Origin of the sequence: Cupriavidus sp. WKF15, assembly GCF_029278605.1 — a bacterium.
Taxonomy (GTDB): domain Bacteria; phylum Pseudomonadota; class Gammaproteobacteria; order Burkholderiales; family Burkholderiaceae; genus Cupriavidus.
On the sequence record NZ_CP119573.1, the window covers coordinates 2,558,896 to 2,580,292 of the forward strand.

The 21,397-nt window shown below is 64.2% G+C and carries 18 protein-coding genes; 6 read left to right on the top strand and 12 right to left on the bottom strand.

Going from position 1 to position 21,397, the window contains the following annotated elements; genetic code table 11:
* Positions 1-174 precede the first annotated feature (174 nt).
* On the top strand, positions 175-1,113 hold the full coding sequence (locus CupriaWKF_RS29105) for a LysR family transcriptional regulator (RefSeq protein WP_276101879.1): 939 nt from the start codon (positions 175-177) through the stop codon (positions 1,111-1,113).
* A gap of 110 nt (positions 1,114-1,223) precedes the next feature.
* Positions 1,224-1,526, top strand: coding sequence for a LysR family transcriptional regulator (locus CupriaWKF_RS29110; RefSeq protein WP_276101880.1), 303 nt, complete (start codon positions 1,224-1,226; stop codon positions 1,524-1,526).
* A gap of 220 nt (positions 1,527-1,746) precedes the next feature.
* On the opposite strand, the gene CupriaWKF_RS29115 is transcribed toward CupriaWKF_RS29110, so the two are convergent.
* A complete protein-coding gene (locus CupriaWKF_RS29115) occupies positions 1,747-2,652 on the bottom strand; it encodes an alpha/beta fold hydrolase (protein WP_276101881.1) in 906 nt (301 codons plus the stop codon).
* A gap of 621 nt (positions 2,653-3,273) precedes the next feature.
* Here CupriaWKF_RS29115 and CupriaWKF_RS29120 point away from each other — a divergent pair.
* A complete protein-coding gene (locus CupriaWKF_RS29120; protein WP_276101882.1) occupies positions 3,274-3,594 on the top strand; it encodes a hypothetical protein in 321 nt (106 codons plus the stop codon).
* An 83-nt stretch (positions 3,595-3,677) separates the two neighbouring features.
* On the opposite strand, the gene CupriaWKF_RS29125 is transcribed toward CupriaWKF_RS29120, so the two are convergent.
* The 10 genes from CupriaWKF_RS29125 to CupriaWKF_RS29170 form a co-directional block, all read right to left on the bottom strand.
* Entirely contained in the window at positions 3,678-4,115 is a 438-nt protein-coding gene (locus CupriaWKF_RS29125; protein ID WP_276101883.1) for a PAS domain S-box protein, read from the bottom strand.
* A 165-nt stretch (positions 4,116-4,280) separates the two neighbouring features.
* The gene (gene frc / locus CupriaWKF_RS29130) at positions 4,281-5,531 is read right to left on the bottom strand and encodes a formyl-CoA transferase (protein ID WP_276101884.1); all 1,251 of its coding nucleotides are present in this window, start codon (positions 5,529-5,531) and stop codon (positions 4,281-4,283) included.
* Positions 5,532-5,572: 41 nt separating this feature from the next.
* The gene (gene oxc, locus CupriaWKF_RS29135; RefSeq protein ID WP_276101885.1) at positions 5,573-7,306 is read right to left on the bottom strand and encodes an oxalyl-CoA decarboxylase; all 1,734 of its coding nucleotides are present in this window, start codon (positions 7,304-7,306) and stop codon (positions 5,573-5,575) included.
* Between the two features lie 548 nt (positions 7,307-7,854).
* A complete protein-coding gene (gene oxlT, locus CupriaWKF_RS29140; RefSeq protein ID WP_276101886.1) occupies positions 7,855-9,195 on the bottom strand; it encodes an oxalate/formate MFS antiporter in 1,341 nt (446 codons plus the stop codon).
* A 284-nt stretch (positions 9,196-9,479) separates the two neighbouring features.
* Positions 9,480-10,877, bottom strand: a complete 1,398-nt coding sequence (gene pntB, locus CupriaWKF_RS29145; protein WP_276101887.1) for a Re/Si-specific NAD(P)(+) transhydrogenase subunit beta — start codon at positions 10,875-10,877, stop codon at positions 9,480-9,482.
* A 10-nt stretch (positions 10,878-10,887) separates the two neighbouring features.
* Positions 10,888-12,444 carry a Re/Si-specific NAD(P)(+) transhydrogenase subunit alpha gene (locus CupriaWKF_RS29150; protein WP_276101888.1) on the bottom strand — a complete coding sequence of 519 codons (1,557 nt, stop codon included), beginning with the start codon at positions 12,442-12,444 and terminating at the stop codon, positions 10,888-10,890.
* 29 nt (positions 12,445-12,473) lie between these two features.
* A complete protein-coding gene (locus CupriaWKF_RS29155; protein WP_276101889.1) occupies positions 12,474-13,256 on the bottom strand; it encodes a fumarylacetoacetate hydrolase family protein in 783 nt (260 codons plus the stop codon).
* A gap of 76 nt (positions 13,257-13,332) precedes the next feature.
* On the bottom strand, positions 13,333-14,565 hold the full coding sequence (frc, locus tag CupriaWKF_RS29160) for a formyl-CoA transferase (RefSeq protein WP_276101890.1): 1,233 nt from the start codon (positions 14,563-14,565) through the stop codon (positions 13,333-13,335).
* A gap of 369 nt (positions 14,566-14,934) precedes the next feature.
* Positions 14,935-15,654, bottom strand: coding sequence for a GntR family transcriptional regulator (locus CupriaWKF_RS29165; RefSeq protein ID WP_276101891.1), 720 nt, complete (start codon positions 15,652-15,654; stop codon positions 14,935-14,937).
* A gap of 294 nt (positions 15,655-15,948) precedes the next feature.
* On the bottom strand, positions 15,949-16,926 hold the full coding sequence (locus CupriaWKF_RS29170) for a 2-dehydropantoate 2-reductase (RefSeq protein ID WP_276101892.1): 978 nt from the start codon (positions 16,924-16,926) through the stop codon (positions 15,949-15,951).
* Positions 16,927-17,109: 183 nt separating this feature from the next.
* Between CupriaWKF_RS29170 and CupriaWKF_RS29175 the strand changes: the two genes are divergently transcribed.
* From CupriaWKF_RS29175 to CupriaWKF_RS29185, 3 genes are all read left to right on the top strand, one after another.
* Positions 17,110-17,862 (top strand): TerC family protein, encoded by a 753-nt coding sequence (locus tag CupriaWKF_RS29175; protein WP_276101893.1) that lies wholly within the window; start codon positions 17,110-17,112, stop codon positions 17,860-17,862.
* Between the two features lie 107 nt (positions 17,863-17,969).
* Complete coding sequence (locus CupriaWKF_RS29180; protein WP_276101894.1) at positions 17,970-19,592, top strand: glucan biosynthesis protein D; 1,623 nt, start codon at positions 17,970-17,972, stop codon at positions 19,590-19,592.
* Between the two features lie 141 nt (positions 19,593-19,733).
* Positions 19,734-20,426, top strand: a complete 693-nt coding sequence (locus CupriaWKF_RS29185) for a GntR family transcriptional regulator (RefSeq protein ID WP_276101895.1) — start codon at positions 19,734-19,736, stop codon at positions 20,424-20,426.
* A gap of 15 nt (positions 20,427-20,441) precedes the next feature.
* Here CupriaWKF_RS29185 and yedA read toward each other — a convergent pair whose 3' ends face one another.
* On the bottom strand, positions 20,442-21,320 hold the full coding sequence (gene yedA / locus CupriaWKF_RS29190) for a drug/metabolite exporter YedA (RefSeq protein WP_276101896.1): 879 nt from the start codon (positions 21,318-21,320) through the stop codon (positions 20,442-20,444).
* Positions 21,321-21,397: the final 77 nt, after the last annotated feature.

The following is a 21,397-nucleotide window of genomic DNA, read 5'->3' on the forward strand; positions in this document are numbered from 1 at the left end:
TGGCGGGACGCCCTTCCGGGCCTCTGTGAGGTGGGCCCTACACGACTAGATCGGCGCCTGACATTGCGGCATGCAAATCTGTGGGATTGATGCTACTTCAATCTAAGATTCAGACGGCTTAAAGTTTTTTATCATATGCATTGACGAACGTTTATATATTGCACGGAACGACTGATGAGAAACGCCACACTGCGCCAGCTGAAAGTCTTTGAAACGGTTGCCAGGCACATGAGTTTTTCGCGTGCCGCCGAAGAGCTGCACCTGACCCAGCCGGCCGTCTCGACGCAGGTCAGGCAGCTGGAAAGCCACGTCGGCCTGCCGCTGTTCGAGCAGCTGGGCAAGAAGATCTATCTCACCCCGGCCGGGCACGAGATGCTGCACTACAGCCGCAGCATCATCCAGCAGTTTCGCGAAGCCGAAGACGCCATGTCGCAGCTCAAGGGCATTTCGGGCGGCCGGCTGAACGTGGCCGTGATCAGCGCGGGCGATTACTTTTTCCCGCGGCTGCTGGCCGAATTCATGGAGCGCCACGATGGCGTGACGCTGAATCTTGCAGTGCACAATCGCGAGGAGCTGTTGCACCAGTTGGCTGGCAACCTCACGGACCTCGCCGTGATGGTGCGCCCGCCCGAAGGCATGGATACGATCAACGAGACCTTCGCGCCGCACCCCTACGTGATCGTGGCCGCGCCGAGCCACCCGCTTGTCGGGCAACGCAATATCCCCCTGTCCGCGCTGACCGACGAGGCCTTCGTCTCTCGCGAGAAAGGGTCCGACACCTGGAACTCCATGCAGGAGGGCTTTGCCGGCAAGCTCTCCAACCTGCGCATTGCCATGGAGATCAAGAGCACCGAGACCATCAAGCAGGCGGTCATCGCCAACATGGGCATTGCCTTCCTCTCGGCCCATACGGTTGGGCTGGAACTGCAGACCGGCAAGCTCGCCGTGCTCGACATCGAGGGCTTTCCGGTCATGCTCAACTGGTATGTGGTGCACCGCAAGAACAAGCGGCTACCCCCGGTGGCACTCGCGTTCAAGCAATTCCTGATGGAGGAAGGCGCGGGGCTGATCCAGCGCATCACTGGCGTGGAGGGCCTTATCCGTCACGGCTGATATATAAACGATGTCTTATGGTTTATAGATGAAACTTTAATTATCGTAAATCCATGGGCGCCTCTATGCTTCCCTCAACGCACCGCCAGAGAGAAGACAGGAGGCACACCATGAACCAGATCGAGATCGAACGCCAGCCGGCCGCCACGCTCGGCCGCGACAACCAACCGCTTTCGCGCGCCACCCAGCTTGCCGCCTACAATGCGGCCTTCATCGAACTGGGCCTGCGCTTCCGCTGGGACGAGGCCATGTACGAATGGCTGTGCGGCATCGAATGCGAGAAGGAGCGCGTGGCCCGCTATATCGAGGAACACCATACCCATCTGCTCAAGGCTTACGATGCGGCCTTCCTGAGCCAGCTGATCTTCGACAAGAAGAACGAGTACCTGCGAGCGGTCGGACATCTCAACTGAGACACCCGACCTCCACTTGAAGCGAGTGCGCTCACGGGGCGCCCTCGCATTTTTTGTTTGTAGTCGGCGAATGTCGTGGAACGGTAAGATTCGGGATCCCGATTTCCCGCCTCTCGCCGAGGGCATTTCATCGCTAACCATCGGCGGAACCCCTGACCCGACCAGCCATGGCGGCCGGGTCAGGGCGCATCGTCGGCCAGGGAAACCAGTCGATGGCTGACTAAGCGCCGGCGACCACGGGCTCGAACGGCTCGTTTGCCGGTTCGGGAAATGCGCCGGAAAGGCGGGCTGCCCTGCTCTGCCCGGAACATTCGTCTTCGGCGAGAAACTGTGCCACGGTGTTGGCGACCAGCCTGCGGTCATTGTCGATACTGAGCATGTGATAGCTCTCGTCAACGACCAGCAGCTTTGCGGCACGGATGTGCTTGCTGAGGAAGTAGGCTGAACGCAGGCTCGTCAGCTCGTCTTCACGGGCATGGATGATAAGTGCCGGCCGGGTAACACACCGGATGCGCTTTCGGACATAGCTGCGCAGCCGGTCGAGTTCGCGAATACAGGCGAGCGGTGTCCACGAATAGTGGAAGGTATCGCCGCGCAGGAAGCGCGCCTTGATTGCCGCGCGCAATACGCCGTTCTTGACGCCGAACGGCTCGGATTCCTTCACGCGGAAATTGTTGCGCACCTTGGGAATGTGATAGGCCAGATGCCGCAGCGCCCGATACCAGGGCAGCGACCAGCCATCGAGAAATACCGGCGTCGCCAGCGCGACAACCCTGCCACGCCTGTCGCCGATCAGCTGGCTCAGCGCCAGCGCCAGCAAGGCGCCCATGCACATGCCAACGATGTGAACGGTTTCATACTCGGCACGCATTTCAAGGTATTGCACGGATACCGCTTCAAGCCAATGCTCGAAGCGCACGCCGACCAGATCTTCGGGACGCGTGCCATGTCCGGGCAGTACAGCGCACTTCGTTTCGTACCCCTCTCCCTTCAGTGTCTTCTCCACGAGCCGCAGTTCATGTTCGGTACCGCCAAGGCCATGGATCAAAAGAGCCGCCGCTGTCTTGCGTGAACCCGTGACCGCGCCACCCAACAACTTTCCGTCCACTATCTTATTCACTTTCATTCGAGGCACTGCACTGCTGCATTGCGCAGCACATTTGCTACCTAGCACGTAATCGTTTGTAAACGAAATAAATGTTCATCTCGTTGACATCCGGAAGCACATAGTCTGTCACACCCAAGCATAGTCTTCACATGGGGATTTGCCCCGTATTCCTCAGGAAAAGTCGCAGGTTTGCAGCGCGATGAGAGCCGGAAAAACACCTGAAGGAACTTTGGGCGCACATCCAGCCGATGCGGAAACAACAATTAGTTTTTATAGAAAATTATTTCCCACCAAGCCCTGCTTGCGAGACGGGCCAGACGCGCCATCTTTGCAAATGCCGCAGGATACCGTCGTCCTGCAGTTCGTGGGCTTCCTCAGATGCGGCCACAAACGAGAATGCGCCGGCCGCCGTGGCGACCGCTGGATGGTCCAGTGCATTGATGAAAAGGAAAACGTTGTACGGGAGAAGACTCAGGCGGGGCTGAGCGGCACACCGGCCAGTGGGCTGAACAGATTTGGATACAAATTGCCCAGGATTCCGCGTCATCGGACAAAGCCGCGGCCCCGTTAGCGAATCAAGCGGGATCAGACTGGGACCGGCTGGCGGCCCCTCCTCCCGACCTCACGAGGCATTTGACTATGAAGAAGTTCCTGACCATCGGCCTGCTGGCCGGACTTTCAGCCCTTGCATCGGCCAGCGCGCAAGCCCACGTGGACGTCGGCATCGGCATCGGGCTGCCCGGACCGGTCTTCGCCGCCCCACCGGTATATGCGGCACCTGTCTACGCGCCGCCCCCGCCCGTGGTCGTCCAGCCACAGCCTGTTGTCGTTGCGCCCGGCTACTATGGCGGCTGGCGCGACCGCGAGTGGCGTGAGCACGAATGGCGCGAGCAGCGCTGGCGCGAGCACGAATGGCGTGAGCGTCACCGCGAATGGCGCCACTGGCGCGAGGACGACTGAACGTCCTCCGACTGTGGAAGGGGCATCTCAGACGCCCTTCCACATGACGGAAGCTGCCGGCAGGCACCCCGGCAACCACCCGTCTACGCCGCGGTACTCACCTGAGCTTCGAGTTCGGCAATCCGCTTGCGCAGGGCGCGTTCTTCCTGGAAGCGCACGGTCTCGTCACGAATGACCGCGACGATGCCCGATATCTTTCCGTCCGGCCCATGCAGAAGCGCCACGGTGAATGCGATCGACATGGCCTTGCCGTTCTTGTCGACCGCCGGCACCTTCAGCAGGTCGTGCCCGTAGCGCGTGATGCCGGTGGCCATGGTCTTGTCGTAGCCCTCCCAGTGACGGCCGCGCAGCCGCTCCGGGATGATCAGGTCCAGCGATTGGCCCATGGCTTCGGCCTGCGTGTAGCCGAACATGCGTTCGGCCGCCGGGTTCCAGAGCGTGATGGCGCCATTGGCGTCGGAGATGATGATGGCATCGCCGATGGCAGATGCGAGTTGCTCGTAATCGATGCTGGCTGGCATGGGGATCCCCTCTTTGCCGGACATTGCGGCAGGGTGTATGGATGGTGGCAATACGGCAGCTTGCAGCGACACAGTTTGGCACAGCTGCCCGTTCCAGCAAAAAACGCCGGAGACCGCTTGCGCGCACCCCGGCGTTCAGGCCCGTTCAGGCATTCGCGGCCTGGCTCAGATCACCTGGCTCTCGCGCAGGCGCTTGATGTCTTCCGGCGCGTAGCCCAGCCCCGCCAGCACTTCCTCGCTGTGCTCGCCGAGCAGCGGCGAACCGGTGATTTCCGGCTTCATGCCCGAGAACTTGATCGGGCTGCCCACGGTCAGGTAGGTGCCGCGCTCCTTGTGCGGGACTTCCACGATCGAGCCGCTCTTGCGCAGCGATTCATCCGCGGCGATTTCCTTCATCGACAGCACCGGCGCGCACGGAATATCAAACTTGCGCAGGATGTCCACCGCCTCGTACTTGGTCTTGTCGGCCAGCCAGGCTTCGATGGTGTTGAAGATATCGAAGATATGCGGCTGGCGAGCCTTGGGCGTGTTGTAGTTCGGATCGCTGATCCACTCTTCCTTGCCCAGCGCCTTGCAGATCGGCTCCCAGGCGTGGCCCTGGATGGTGAAGTAGATGTAGGCGTTGGGATCGGTCTCCCAGCCCTTGCACTTCAGCACCCAGCCCGGCTGCCCGCCGCCGCCGGCGTTGCCGCCGCGGGGCACCACGTCGCTGAACTCGCCATGCGGATACTGCGGATACTCTTCCAGGTAGCCCAGGCGGTCCAGGCGCTGCTGGTCGCGCAGTTTCACGCGGCACAGGTTCAGCACGGCGTCCTGCATCGACACGGCGACCTTCTGGCCCTTGCCGGTCTGCTGGCGGCCGATGATGGCAGTCAGGATGCCGATGGCCAGGTGCATGCCGGTGTTCGAATCGCCCAGCGCTGCAGCCGACACGGTCGGGGGGCCGTCCCAGAAGCCGGTGGTCGACGCCGCACCGCCGGCGCACTGCGCCACGTTCTCGTAGACCTTCAGGTCTTCATAGTGGTGGCCGTCGCTGAAGCCCTTGACCGATGCCACGATCATGCCCGGGTTCAGTTCATTGATGCGCTCCCACGAAAAGCCCATGCGGTCCAGCGCGCCGGGGCCAAAGTTCTCGACCAGCACGTCCGATTCGCGGATCAGCTGCTCCAGGATTTTCTTGCCGTCCGGCTTCTTGGTGTCCAGCGTCAGCGAGCGCTTGTTGCTGTTCAGCATGGTGAAGTACAGCGCGTCGGCATCGGGAATGTCGCGCAGCTGCGTGCGGGTCACGTCGCCGGAGCCCGGGCGTTCCACCTTGATGACGTCTGCGCCGAACCAGGCGAGAAGCTGCGTGCAGGCGGGGCCGGCCTGGACGTGCGTGAAGTCGATGATCTTGATGCCTTTGAGCGGGAGGTTCACTTTCGTCTCCTATTGGATGATCAGGGTGAAGTTCGGGTGAGTTACTTCTTGGCCGAGCTTTGCGGGTTCAGGTTGGTCAGGCGGCCGCTTTCGGTGCCGGCAGACGGGTCGATGACGGCGTTGACCAGCGTGGGCTTGCCCGAGCGCAGGGCTTCGTTCACCGCGGCTTCGAGTTCCGCCGGCGTGGTGACGTTGGCGCCGACGCCGCCGAACGCTTCCATCATCTTGTCGTAGCGCGCGCCCGGCACGAAGGTCGTGACCGCCGGGTCCTTGCCGCCGGTCGGGTTCACGTCGACGCCCTTGTAGATGCCGTTGTTGTTGAAGATGACGATGCAGACCGGCAGGTTGTAACGGCAGATCGTCTCGACTTCCATGCCCGAGAAGCCGAATGCACTGTCACCGCACAGCGCCAGCACCGGCTTGTTGGTCTCGACCGCCGCGGCAACCGCGTAGCCCATGCCCACACCCATCACGCCCCAGGTGCCGACGTCGAGGCGCTTGCGCGGCTCGTACATGTCGATCACGGCACGGGCGTAGTCCAGCGTGTTGGCGCCTTCGTTGACGAACGAGATGCTTGGATTGGCCTTGATGACGTCCTTCAGCACGCGTAGCGCCGTGTGGAAGTTCATCGGCGAGACATCCTTGTTCAGCAACTCGCCCATCTTCGCCAGGTTCTTGTCCTTGCGTTCGTACACCGCATTCAGCCACTCGGCAGGCGGCTTGGCGAAGTCGTTGCCGACCTTGCCGAGGATCGCCGACACGCACGAACCGATGTCACCCACCACCGGCGCGGCGATGGCGACGTTGCTGTCCATCTCGGTCGGCGAGATGTCGATCTGGATGAATTGCTTTGGACCGCCCCAGGTCTTGCCCTTGCCGTGCGCCAGCAGCCAGTTGAGGCGGGCGCCGACCAGCATCACCACGTCGGCTTCAGCCAGTACGTACGAACGTGCCGCCGAGGCCGATTGCGGGTGCGTGTCGGGCAGCAGGCCCTTGGCCATCGACATCGGCAGGTACGGAATGCCGGTTTTCTCGACCAGCGCGCGGATTTCTTCGTCGGCGCGTGCGTAGGCGGCACCCTTGCCCAGCAGGATCAGCGGGCGCTTGGCGTTCTTCAGCAGCGAGACGGCGCGGTCCACCGAGTCCGGTGCCGGCAACTGGCGCGGGGCCGGATCCACTACCTTGATCAGCGACTTCTTGCCCTTCTCGGCCTCCAGCGACTGGCCCAGCAGCTTGGCCGGCAGGTCGAGGTACACACCGCCCGGACGGCCCGACACGGCGGCACGAATGGCGCGAGCGATACCAACGCCGATGTCTTCTGCGTGCAGCACGCGGAAGGCAGCCTTGGCGTGCGGACGGGCGATGGCCAGCTGGTCCATCTCTTCGTAGTCACCCTGCTGCAGATCGACGATCTCGCGCTCGCTCGAGCCGCTGATCAGGATCATCGGGAAGCAGTTGGTGGTGGCGTGCGCCAGTGCCGTCAGCCCGTTCAGGAAGCCCGGCGCCGACACGGTCAGGCAAACGCCCGGCTTTTGCGAGATAAAGCCGGCAATCGCTGCGGCGTTGCCTGCGTTCTGCTCATGACGGAAGCTGATGACGCGCATGCCGTTGGCCTGCGCCAGACGCGCCAGGTCGGTGACCGGAATGCCGGGCAAGCCGTAGATGTTTTCGATGCCGTTCAGCTTGAGCGCGTCGATGACCAGATGAAAACCATCGGTTTGTGCCTGATGTTCTTCCACAGCGTGACGCTGCAGCTCGTTTCCGACTTCTGCCATGGTTGCTTCCTTCTATACAAATTGACTGGGGTTGGAATTTTTCTGTTTCAGGCGGTGGTGCTCTCGACCCGCTTCGCTACGACTTCGGACATGCTTGGTCTCCTCATCAGACTTGTGTTTGTGGTGCGCGGGGACTTCCCCTGCTTCAATCTCTGCCAGTCTGTTCGACCGGTCTTGATGACATACGGTATGTGATATATCAGCGATCGGCAAGCTATTTTCCACTTCGCAACCAACTTTCGTCACTGCAGTGCAGCAAATCCGCTTCGATCTTCGCCTAAATCAGCACAACTCCTCAATCTGCACGATTCATTCACACTACACACAGATGGAACGGAGCCGCTCCATAAGCCAACGGCCCTGTAGACTCCAGTCTTTAGATATATCACATACCACGGTTTCGGGCGCTTTGAGGCCCTCTGAAATGCTTTGACGAGGTCCTCAACGTGTCGCGCCCGCCCTACTCCAGGCGCTTGCGCCTGATGGCCTGACGCAAGCGCCAGACCTCCAAAAACCTCAATGCGTCATGCAAACAAGGTCATACCCGCTTAATCGCCGCGCCTGGCCGACGCACTCGCAAGGAAAGCAACGTCCGACACCGGCATGGACATGGACGCCTCCGCATGGCCCGTGATGAACCGCTTGCGCATCGGTGCCAGCACGAGCTTTGCCGACACGCCCGCTGCGATTGTCACGACGGCCGCCACCGTGAACACCGCGTCCCAGCCGCCGCGCGCCGACAGGACCGATGCCAGCGGCACCAGCATCGCCGCCGTCCCCTTTGCCGTGTACAACGTGCCCGCATTCGCCGCCGCGAACTTGCTGCCAAACGTGTCCGCGCACAGCGCCGGGAAGATCGAGAAGATCTCGCCCCAGAACAGGAATGTCAGCGCCGCGAAGAACATGAACGCATACGGGTCGTGGCCGAACTGCATCAGCCCGAGCAGCGCCAGGCCTTCGCCGATGAAGATCACGAACATCGTGTTCTCGCGACCGAACCGGTCGGAGAGGAAGCCGCACAGCGGACGCGTAAAGCCGTTGCACAGGTTGTCGATCGACAGCGTCATCGTCAGCAGCGGCAGCGTCATGCCCAGCATCGTCACCGGCATCGAGGCGAAGCCGAAGTCCTTCGCGATCGGGCCCAGTTGCGCCGTCGCCATGATGCCGCCCGCGGCCACCGCCACGAAGCTCACATAGATCAGCCAGAACACCGGCGTCTTCACCATCTGGCCCGGCGTGAACTCCACCGGGTTCGTCAGCACCGCCTTCGCCGCCACTGCCCCCTTCGGTGCCCGCGGCTTCACCAGCAGCAGCGCCAGCACGAAGATCGCCACGCCTTGCAGGATCCCGAAGAACAGGAACGCCTTCTCGTAACCTGCGCTGTGGATCATGTTTGCAATAGGAATTACCGTCAGCGCCGCGCCCGTGCCAAAGCCCGCTGCCGTCAGGCCCGCTGCCAGGCCGCGCTTGTCCGGGAACCACTTCAGCGCATTGCCCACGCACGTGCCGTACACGCCGCCCGCGCCGATGCCCGCGATCACCGCCGCCGCGTACAGCTCCGGCAGTGTCGTCGCATACGCGTTCATCACCCACGCCAGGCCCGCGCAGATCGCCCCGCCGGCCACCACCGGCCGCGGGCCGAACTTGTCCACCAGCCAGCCTTCCAGCGGCACCAGCCAGGTTTCGGTCACGATGAATATGGAAAATGCCACCTGGATCGCGGACGTGCCCCAATGATGCTTGGCGTCCATCGGTGACACAAAGAGAGTCCAGCCATACTGCAGGTTCGCCACCAGGCCCATGCAAACCACGCCTACGGCCAGTTGGAACCAACGATTCTGCAGGCCACGTCCATTGCCGGACATGGCTCCCGCTTCTTGATGCGCCATCTATGTGTCTCCTAGTGCTTTTTTTGCGTCCTCGACGGGACTGCTTAGGGCTGCTCTATTCGGAACCCTTCTTCACAACTAGATCGGCGCCTGACATTGCGGCACGTAACTCCGGGATTGATGCTACCCGATGCTTAATTTCGTCAGGCTTAAACTTTTTTATCGTATGTATTCACGATCGTTTATATATTGCGGATTCCGCATCAATTTCGCGTAGCGCCGCCAGATGACTGCGACTTGATACATAAGGCATCGTCATCAACGGCGGCGCGTAGCAGCGGCAATCAGGCAGGAACCTCCTCGAGTTGGCGCAGCAGCGCGTCCACGCTGCCCTTGGCATCGCCGAACCACATCCGCGTGTTCTCCTTGTAAAACAAGGGGTTGTCGACGCCTGCATAGCCGGCCGCCATGCTGCGCTTGGACACCACCACGGTGCGCGCCTTCCAGACTTCGAGCACCGGCATGCCGGCGATGGGGCTGGCGGGATCCTCGAGTGCCCCCGGGTTAACGATATCGTTGGCGCCGACCACCAGGACGACGTCGGCATGCTCGAAGTCGTCGTTGATCTCCTCCATCTCGAGCACGATGTCATACGGCACGCGCGCTTCGGCCAGCAGCACGTTCATGTGCCCGGGCAAGCGGCCAGCCACCGGATGAATGCCGAAGCGCACATTGACGCCCTGCGCGCGCAGCCGCCGCGCGATCTCGCTGATGGTGCCCTGCGCCTGCGCCACCGCCATGCCATAGCCGGGAACGATGATGACCTCGTTCGCGTCCTTCAGCAGCGCGCTGACCTCGTCGCTGGAGACCGGCAGCACTTCGCCCTGCTCCGTTGCCGCGCCCTTGGCCTGAGTCGCGCCGAACCCGCCCAGGATCACCGACAGGAACTTGCGGTTCATGGCCTTGCACATGATGTAGCTGAGGATGGCGCCGCTCGACCCCACCAGCGCACCGGTGATGATGAGCAGGTCGTTGCCGAGCATGAAGCCGGTCGCCGCGGCGGCCCAGCCGGAGTAGCTGTTCAGCATCGACACCACCACCGGCATGTCGGCGCCGCCGATCGCCGCGACCAGGTGCGCGCCCACCAGTAGCGCGATCACCGTCATCACGCCCAGCGGCACCAGCCCGTCCTGCACTGAAGGTGCGTTCAGGAACTGGTAAGCCAGCACCACGCACACCACCAGCGCCAGCGCATTGAGCACGTGGCGGCCTGGCAGCAGCGTCGGTTTGCCGCCAAGCGTGCCGCGCAGCTTGAGAAAGGCGATCACCGAGCCCGTGAACGTCACCGCGCCGATCAGGATGCCGAGATAGGTCTCGACCTCATGGATCGCTTTCTCGGCGCCCGTGAGCGCATGGGCATCGAGGTAGTTGGCGTAGCCCACCAGTACGGCGGCCAGGCCGACGAAGCTGTGCAGCACCGCGACCAGCTCCGGCATCTGCGTCATCTCGACGCGCCGGGCCAGCACGGCGCCGGCCGCCGCGCCGAGCACCATCGCGCCGATGATGATGGGCACCCCGTCAGGGCTCCCGGCCAGCACCGTGGTCAGCACCGCGATCGCCATGCCGGCGATGCCCAGCAGGTTGCCGCGCTTCGCCGTGGCCGGATGGCTCAGCCCGCTCAGGCTGAGGATGAAGAGCGCGCTGGCGCCCAGGTAAGCAATACTGCTGATTCCCGAAGGCATATCTGTCTCCTCAGTCGCGCTGGAACATCTTCAGCATGCGCTGCGTCACCAGGAAGCCGCCCGCGATGTTGATGGTGGCAATCAGCACCGCCGCGCCGGCGACGATGGCGGTGACGAGCGACGGCTTGCCGAGCTGCACGAGCGCGCCGACCACGATGATCCCGCTGATCGCGTTGGTCACGCTCATCAGCGGCGTATGCAGTGCGGCGGTCACGTTCCACACGACCTGGTAGCCGACGAAGATCGCCAGCACGAATACCGTGAAGTGGGCCATGAAGGCTGGTGGTGCCACGGCACCGAGCGCCAGCAACGCCATCACGGCGATGGCCAGTGCGACCAGCGTCGAGCCCGTGCGGCTGGGCGGCGCGGCGGGTTCCACTTGCGCCGGCGCCCCGGCCGCGGGCGCTGGCGGCGGCAAGGTCTTCAGCGGCGGCGGCGGCCAGGTGACGTCGCCCTGGTGCAGCACCGTGGCGCCACGGATCATTTCGTCATCCATGTCGACCACGAGCTGGCCGTCCTTGCCGGGCGTCAGCTCCGTCAGCAGGTGCCGGATATTGGTGGCGTAGAGCTGGCTCGACTGCGCCGCCATGCGGCTGGGCAGGTCGGTGTAGCCAACTACCGTTACCCCCTGGTGCGTGACCGCTTCACCGGGCACGGTCAGCACGCAGTTGCCGCCCTGCTCCGCGGCCAGATCCACCACCACGCTGCCGGGTCGCATCAGCGCCACCGTGTCGGCTTCCAGCAGGCGTGGCGCAGGCTTGCCGGGAATCAGCGCGGTGGTGATGATGATGTCCACCTCGCGCGCCTGCTCGGCGAAGAGCTTCATCTCCGCCTCGATGAACGCCGGGCTCATCTCCTTGGCATAGCCGCCGCTGCCGCTGCCGTCTTCCTCGATTTCGACGGTCAGGAATTCGGCGCCGAGGCTTTCGATCTGCTGGCGCACCACGGGCCGCGTGTCGAAGGCGCGCACCACAGCGCCCAGGCTGCGCGCCGCGCCGATGGCCGCAAGGCCCGCCACGCCTGCGCCGATCACCAGTACGCGCGCGGGCGGGATCTTGCCCGCCGCCGTGATCTGGCCGGCGAATGGGCGGCCGAATGCATGCGCGGCTTCGATCACCGCACGATAGCCAGCCATATTGGCCATCGAACTGAGCGCATCGAGCTTCTGCGCACGCGAGATGCGCGGCACGCAGTCCATCGCCAGCACCGTGGCGCCGCGCTGCGACAGCCGCTCCAGCAGCGCCATATGCTGCGCGGGCCAGACGAAGCTGATCAGCGCGGCATGCTTCTTGAGCAGCGCCGCTTCTTCCACGCCCAGGCCCGGATGCACTTGCGGCGGGCGCACCTTGATCACCACGTCGACCGACGCCCACAGGCTGGCGGCATCCACGATGGCTGCGCCGGCGGCCCGGTACGCTTCGTCCGAGAACGAGGCCTGCTCGCCGGCGCCGGACTCCACCGCCACCTCATAACCGAGCTTGGTCAGTTCCCTGACCGAATCGGGGGTCGCGGCAACGCGCCGCTCCCCGGGATGGACCTCCCGGGGTACACCAATTGTCATTGGCATGGCTTTCCCTTTGATTGTTGGGCGGATCTTTACCCGCGCACGTGGTTCACCAGCGAGCCGATGCCTTCGATGCTCACCTCCACCACCGCGCCATCCTTCATCGAGCCCACGCCCAGCGAAGTGCCGACGGCGATCACATCGCCCGGCATCAGCGTCAGGTCCTGCGAGATGCGGCTGACCTGTTCTTCGGGCGTGAAGATCATGTCCGAGAGCGGGTAGTTCTGCCGCTCCACGCCGTCGAGCCGCGTCTTCACGCTGGCTGCGCGCCAGTTGAAGCCGGGGACGATGGCCGGGCCCACGCAGCCGAAAGTGTCGAAGCCCTTCGCGCGAGTCCACTGCGGGAAATTGGGGTCGGCGGCGATCAGCTCGGCGGCGGTCACGTCATTGACGACGGTGTAGCCGAAGATGTGCGACGCCGCTTCGGCCACCGACACATTGCGCGCCTTCTTGCCGATCACGATGCCAAGCTCGCCCTCGTAGACGATCTTGCCGTCATAGCTGCGCGGCCGCTCCACGGCATCGCCGGGGCCCGCCAGCGAAGTGGCCGGCTTGATCAGGAACAGCGGGTGGGTCGGCACGGGCTTTTCCAGCTTGCGCGCCAGCGCGTGGAAGTTGTTCCACAGCGCCACGACCTTGCCAGGCTCGCACGGGGCAAGCAGGTGCAGTTCGTCCAGCTTGTAAGCGGCGCCAGTGGGTCGAGGGTCGACATAGCCGGGGCCATCGTATTCAATGACGCGGTCGCTACCGTCGCCTTCGGTGCGGCCATGACCGATACTGCCGTCGGCACGGCGAAAACGAATCCAGGATTGCACAGCAAATACTCCTCCGGCGGGCACGCGCCAGGCGCGCCCGCTCAGTGTGAGAGACAGAGGGAGGGGCTGCCGGCGCTCAGACGGCGCCGGCCAGCTTCATCGCAGCAATCTGCGCCGGCGTGCGGCCCAGCCACTCCAGGATTTCCTCGGTGTGCTCGCCCAGCAGCGGGGCGCGCTCCACCTTCACCGGCGAATCGGACAGCGCGATCGGCGAACCCAGCTGCACGTACTTGCCGCGCGTCGGGTGGTCCAGCTCCACGAGGTAGCCGCGCTCGTACATCGACTTGTCCTCGATCAGGTCCTTCATCGACAGGATCGGACCGCACGGCACATCGACTTCGTTGAGCGCGTTCATCACCTCGAACTTGGTGCGACCCATAGTCCATTGCTCGATGATGCCGAAGCATTGCGCCAGCTTCTTCAGGCGCACCTCGGGCGTGGCGAACTCCGGATCGGTGATCAGGTCCTCGCGGCCGCACAGGCGCATCAGCGGCTCCCAGCCCTGCGGCTGGATGATGACGTAGACGTAGTCGTTGGGGCCGCCGGGCGAGCAGCGCAGCGCGGCACCCGGCTGGCCGCCGCCCGATGCATTGCCCGCGCGCGGCACGTGGTCGTCGAACTGCTCGTTGGGGTACTCGCGCAGCGGGCCGGCATCGAGCCGCTGCTGGTCGCGCAGCTTCACGCGGCACAGGTTCAGCACGGCGTCCTGCATGGCGACTTCGACGCGCTGGCCGCGCCCCGAATGCTCGCGCTGCAGCAGCGCGGCCAGGATGCCGACCACGCAGTGCACGCCGGTGCCCGAGTCGCCGATCTGCGCGCCGGTCACGGTCGGTACGCCAGCGGCATCGCCGGTGGTGGAGGCGGAGCCGCCCATGCACTGGGCCACGTTTTCATACGCCTTGCAGTCCTGGTACGGACCCGGGCCGAAGCCCTTGATCGACGCATAGATCAGGCGCGGGTTCAGGTCCTGCAGGCGGTCCCAGTCGAAGCCCGCACGCGCGAGCACGCCAGGGCCGAAGTTCTCGATCAGCACGTCGCTGCGCTGGACCAGGTCTTCGAGCAGCGCCTTGCCTTCGGGCGTCTTCATGTTCAGCGTCAGGCTGCGCTTGTTGCTGTTGAGCATGGTGAAGTACAGGCTGTCGGCGTTGGGCACGTCGCGCAGCTGGCTGCGGGTGATGTCACCGCGCCCCGGCATTTCCACCTTGATCACGTCGGCGCCCATCCATGCCATCAGCTGCGTGGCGGAAGGGCCTGCCTGAACGTGCGTCATGTCCAGGACACGGATGCCATCCAGCGCTTTTCTTTCCATCGCAATGTCTCCTCTGCTTTTGTTTAACCTGTGCGGGTCATCTCGACCGCTCTGATGACATACGGTATGTGATATATCAGAAGACGGCAAGCTATTTTCCTGCTCGGCTGCGAACTTTCGTCGTTGCAATGCAGCAAAGCCGACGTCGGCAGTGATGACGTCGTCCCAGCGCTAAGCCTTGTCTGGCTTAAGCCAACGGGGAGCAAGGCGGTAGCAAAGTGGCGAAAGAGCAAATCATGTGGATGATTTTGCACTCCCCTCGCTGATATATCACATACCAAAATGCGAGACGCTCGAGCGGAGCCCAAAACAAGAACGGCGGACAAGGTCCGCCGTTCTCACTGGTAGCTACTGCCCTCTTGCGGCAGTTCAGTCGAGGAAATCGCAGTGCTTCTCGACGTAGTCGGCCAGGTCCAGCGAGTGCTGCCGCACCAGCCGCTCGGCCAACTCGGTGTCGCGCTTTTCCAACGCCTCGATGATGCGCAGGTGGTCGACGATCGAGCGCGCCGCCCGGTCGCTCTGGGAGATGGTCATCTTCCGGATCGCCCGCACGTGGATAAAGATATTGCGGATCGTGTCCATGATGATCTGCGACTTCGACAGCTGCACGATCGCCTGGTGGAACACGATATTGGCGTCCGAGTATTCCTCGATGTGCTCGGCCGGTGTCGAATCGCGGAAGCTGTCGAACATGCGCCGCAACTGGGCGATCTCGGCATCGGTGGCATGCAGCGTGGCGAGGCGCGCCGCCATGCTTTCCAGTGCCGCCCACATCTGGATCATCTCCACGATCTCGCGCTTGGTCTTGCGCATGATGTAGATGCCGCGCCGCGGCACGGTACGCAGGAAGCCCTCCTGCTCCAGCAGCGTCATGGCTTCTCGGATCGGCGTGCGGCTCACGCCCATGGCTTCGCTCAGCACGCGCTCATCGAGCCGGATCTCGTCGCGCGACTGGTAGATATCCGCGTCGGCAATGGCCTGGCGCAGCATGGCGTAGGCCTGGTCGCGCAGGCTCGCACCGGCGTTGATCGGTTGCACGGACAGGGTCAGTCCAGGAGACTGGACGATAGGTTGGCTTTGCGCAGACATGAATAAGCTCGTGTGAGACCGGTGGCGCAGCGGCCACGATGGCTGCCCGCCGCATTCCTGCACAGCTTAGCAAAATCGCCTGGAGTCATTCCCGAATCGCATCAAACCCCGATGGGAGCGTGATGGCGGCGTCCGCCCGGTGCCCGGTCTGTCGTATATGGTATATCACAATGGCTATCCATTCCGGATGGCGAAGCCACGAAAACGCGACTTTCCCCGCCAGCTTTGCAGCGGAAAGCGCCGGCCGCTCCCATGCGGGGCCAGGGACCGGGCGGCTGGTAAAGGCCTTCCGGATCAGGCTGCCAGGCGGGCCATTTCGTCGCGCTGCTTGATCAGGCCCAGCACCGCGTCGCACATTGGCGTGGGTTGGCCGACAAGCCGGCCCATTTCCTGCACCACGGTGAGCAGCGGGTCGATTTCCATCGCGCGGCCCGCTTCCAGGTCCTGCAGCATCGATGTCTTGTGGGCCCCCACCGCGCCCGCGCCATTGATGCGCCGTTCGACGTCGACGCGGAACTTCACGCCGAAGGACTCGGCGATGCTCTGGGCCTCCAGCATCATCTGGCGCGACAGCGCACGCGTGGCCGGGTTGGCGGTGATCACGTCCAGCGTCGCATGCGTCAGCGCGCTGATCGGGTTGAAGCACAGGTTGCCCCACAGCTTGAGCCAGATCTCGTCGCGGATGTTGTCGCGCACCGGCGCATCGAGGTCGGCGGCCATCATCATCTCGCTGAGCCGCGTCACGCGCTCGGAATGGCTGCCGTCAGGTTCGCCCAGCGGAAACTTCTTGCCGTACACGTGCTTGATCACGCCGGGCTCGATGATTTCTGCAGCGGGATAGACCACGCAGCCGATCGCGCGCTCCGGCCCGAAACCGCGCCATTGCCGGCCGCCCGGGTCCACGCTTTCCAGCGTCGAGCCAGCCAGCTTGCCGCCATGCTTATAGAAGTACCAGTACGGTATGCCGTTGACGCCCGTGACCACCGCAGTCTGCGGACCCAGCAGCGGCTGCATCAGGTCCACCACGCCGGGCACCGAATGCGCCTTGAGGGTGACAAACACATAGTCCTGCGGCCCGAGTTCACGCGGGTCGCTGGTGCAATTGACCTTGGCGACGCGCTCCTCGCCGTCGATCAGCAGCCGGACGCCGTTGGCCTGCATGGCGGCCAGGTGCGGGCCGCGCGCCACGAAGCTGACCTCTGCTCCCGCTCGCGCCAGTTGGGCACCGACATAGCCGCCGATGGCGCCTGCCCCATAGATGCACACTTTCATTGCCTGTCTCCTTGATGGCTCGATAGCATTTTCTGATATATCACATACTATATTCCATCAAGGCGGACGACAACCCTAATCTTTGCGTTCGTGATTTCCACCGGTCAAAAGCGCTTGCTACCATGTCGGCAACACTGCGCTTGCGGGCCTGCGGCACCGGCCCTCCCCCTGACCGGAGCTGACATGGAATCGTCCCTCGCTTTGCTGCAGGATCCCGTCGCCTGGGCCGCGCTGGCCACGCTGGTCGCCATGGAGATCGTGCTTGGCATCGACAACCTGATCTTCATTTCCATCCTCACCAACAAGCTGCCGGAAGCCATGCGCGAGAAGGCGCGGCGCGTAGGCATCGGCCTGGCCCTGATCCTGCGGCTAGCGCTCCTGGCCACCATTGCCGTCATCGTCACGCTGACCGAACCGCTCTTTACCGTGCTCGGGCGCGGCATCTCCTGGCGCGGCTTGATTCTGATCGCCGGCGGCGCGTTCCTGGTCTGGAAGGCCACACGCGAGATCCACCACCATGTCTCGGGCGAGCCCGAGGGAGAGGACAGCGGCATGGCCAGCGCGACCCAGAGCTTCGCGAGTGCCATCGGCCAGATCCTGGTGCTGGACCTGGTGTTCTCGATCGACAGCATCATCACCGCCGTGGGCATGACCGAACACGTCGAGATCATGTTCATCGCGGTGATCGCCGCCGTCACGGCGATGCTGTTCGCCGCCACACCGCTTGCCAACTTCATCAATCGCAACCCCACCATCGTGATGCTGGCGCTGGCCTTCCTGATGATGATCGGCATGACGCTGGTCGCCGAAGGCCTCGGCTCCCATGTGCCCAAGGGCTATATCTATACGGCGATGGCGTTCTCGGCCGCGGTGGAGGGGCTGAACATGATCTCGCGGAAGCGGCGGGCGCAGCGCCGTGCCCGCGCCGCCGAGTGACCGGATCGCCGCCTGCTGTAACAGTCGGTGTCCGAACTTTCGCCCGGCCGTGGCGTCTCTTACAGTTCTGCACTGACCTAAGACGAGAAAAAGGACGCTGACGCCACATGATGAACCGCCGCACCCTGCTGGTTTCCGCCACCGCCTCTGCTGCCCTGGCCGCACTGGGCATCACTCCTTCTGCGTTGGCCGCCAGCGGGATCAAGCTGGGCGACGCACACCCGTTCAGCTTCGACGCCCTCATCGACCAGGCCCGCGCCCTGGCCGGCAAACCCTTTGCAGCGCCGCCGGCGCCCCCGCCCGAGATACTCGACCGCATCGACTACGACGCCCACGGCAAGATCCGCTTCCGCCCCGACAACGCGTTGTTCGCCGAGGGTCCGGGACAGTTCCCGGTGACGTTCTTCCACCTGGGCACCTACTTCCGCACGCCGGTGCGCATGCATGTGATCGACCGCGGCCGGGATGGCAAGAGCAATGCGCGCGAGATCGTCTACGAAGAAAGCTACTTCGACATGCCCGCCGACAGCCCCGCGCACAAGCTGCCGCGCGGCAGCGGCTTCGCGGGCTTCCGCTTCCAGGAGAGCCGCCTTGGCGACCAGAAGGTGCGTGACTGGAAAAAGAACGATTGGGTCGCCTTCCTGGGCGCCTCATACTTCCGCGCAATCGGCGAGCTATACCAGTACGGCCTGTCCGCGCGCGGCATCGCCATCGACGTGGCCGAGGCCGGCAAGGCCGAAGAATTCCCGAATTTCACCCACTTCTACTTCGAGACGCCCGAGGGCAAGGGCGACACAGTCACCGTCTATGCGCTGCTGGACGGCCCCAGCATCACGGGCGCCTACAAGTTCGTCATGCAGCGTGGCAAAGCCGTGGTGATGGACGTGGAATGCGCGCTGTTCCTGCGCAAGGACGTGGCACGGCTGGGCCTGGCGCCGCTCACCTCGATGTACTGGTTCTCCGAGACCATGAAGGGCACCGCGGTGGACTGGCGCCCCGAAGTCCACGATTCCGACGGCCTGGCCATCTGGAACGGCGCCGGCGAGCACATCTGGCGCCCGCTCAACAACCCGCCGCGGACCCTGGCATCGGCCTTCGCCGACGACAACCCGCGCGGCTTCGGCCTGCTGCAGCGCGACCGCCAGTTCGACCACTATCAGGACGGCGTCAATTACGAGCGCCGGCCCAGCCTGTGGGTCGAGCCGCGCGACGGCTGGGGCGCGGGTGCCGTACAGCTGGTCGAGCTGCGCACCGACGACGAGATCCACGACAACATCGTGGCCATGTGGGTGCCCAAGGCACCGGCGCGCGCCGGCAACACGTACCGCCTGCGCTATCGCCTGCACTGGCTTGCCGACGAACCCTTCCCGAGCCCGCTGGCGCGCTGCGTGGCCACGCGCATGGGCAACGGCGGCCAGCCGGGACAGCCGCGCCCGCAGGGCGTGCGCAAGTTCATGGTGGAGTTCAGGGGCGCCCCACTGGAAAAGCTGCCATTCGGCGTCAAACCCGAAGCGGTGCTGAGCGCATCGCGCGGCAAGTTCTCCTATGTCTTCACCGAAGCGGTGCCCAATGGCGTGCCGGGCCACTGGCGCGCGCAGTTCGACCTGACCACCGACGGCAAGGAACCCGTCGACCTGCGGCTGTTCCTTCGGCTCGGCGGCAAGCCGCTGTCGGAAACCTGGCTCTACCAGTACCACCCGTTCCAGTCGCCAACGGGCTACGGCGCGTGACCGGCCTGTCGCCACAAGGCCGGCCCACTAGCAGCGACAGGCAAGTCCTCGGTCGCGGTGCACACTATTGCGTCGCAGTGATGTCAGCGGCCTGCGAGCGGGTATGATGACCGCTTACATGGGTCAACGAGCCAGCTTCACATGATCTCCACCGAATTTTCCGGCGGCGCCGATGCCGGGCAGGCTTCGTCACTGCCACGTTCCGAGCGCGCCTACCAGCAGTTGCGTGCGGCCATCCAGGCGGGCCAGCTTTCCCCGGGTACGCGCCTGCGGGAAGTGGAACTGGCCGAATCGCTGGGGCTGTCGCGCACGCCGGTCCGTGAAGCGCTGTCGCGGCTGGAATCCGAAGGACTGGTCGTCAACGAGCCCAACCGCGGCATGATGGTCACGCAGCTCGATGCCAGCATGGTCAGCGAGCTCTATGTCATGCGTGAAGTGCTGGAAGGCACCGCGGCCGCGCTGGCCGCCCGCCACGCCACGGACGTCGAGATCTCGCTGCTGCGCGATATCGTCGAGCGCGACCTGGCCATGGCCGACGACCCCGACCGCCTGGCCGCCAACAACCGGCTGTTCCACGAAACCCTCCATCGCTGCGCGCACAACCGCTACCTGCTCAAGACGCTGCGTTCGCTGCATGAGTCGATGGCGCTGCTCGGCCGTACCACGCTTGCGGTACCGGGCCGGGCCCGCATCTCTTACGAAGAACACCTGGCACTGGTCGAAGCCCTGGAAAAACGCGATCCGACTCTCGCCGAGCAGATCACGCGCCGCCATATCCAGCAGGCCTACAAGGTACGCCTGTCGCTCTGGATCGAAGAACAGTCGTCGACCTGACCGGGACCGCGCGGCTCAGGCCGCCGCTTCGGCGCGAGCGGTGCGCAGGCTGCCAATGCCCAGCACAGTCAGCGCCGTAAGGATCAGCACGATTGCCCCCAGAGTCTGCGGGGCGATGCGTTCCCCGCCCAGCCAGGCGCCGACGGCCAGCGCCACCGGCGGGTTGACGTAGACATAGCTGGTCGCCAGCGTCTGGCTCACGTTCGCAACCAGGTACATGTAGGCGGAAAACGCCACCAGGGAACCCATCACCACCAGGTAGCCCCAGGCCCACCAGGCCTGCGCGCTGGCCGCTGCCGGCCAGGGCTCCTGCCGCAACGCCGACAGACCCATCAGGATTACCCCGCCGATCAGCATCTCCGCCGCGAATGCGGCGGCGCCGTCCGGCAGCTCCAGCCGGCGGGTCAGCTGAGAGCCGAACGACCAGCTGGCCACCGCGAGCAGCAGTGCGACCACGCCCGTGGTACTCACGCGAAACTCGGCCCCTCCGGTCAGGACCAGGATGCCGACGCTGCCAATGGCGATCGCCAGCCCCTCATACCAGCGCGGCCGCGTGCCGAAGCAGGCGCTCCAGAACAGGCCGAAGATCGGCATCGATCCAATCATGACCGTGGTCGCGCCGGAAGAGATGGTTTGCTCGGCGATGGCGGTCAACCCCATGCCGCCCACCAGCAGGAACACCGCCGGCACGGCACAGTTGCGCAGTTGGCGCCGCGTGGGCATGGGCGTGCGCCGCCAGGCCAGCCAGGCGGTCAGCAACAGGCCCGCGCACAGGAAGCGCGAAGCCGTCATCAGCAACGGCGGGAAGCTCTCCAGCGTGAAGCGGATAGCCAGGTAGGTCGTGCCCCAGACCACATAGGTGATCAGCAGGCAGAATGGGACGAGCGGCGGCATGGCAAGCAGAGGACTGCGAAAGGCTTCAAAGATAGCCCTGCGCCATGCCGGCTCAAAACGAAAAGGTCTGGCAAGAC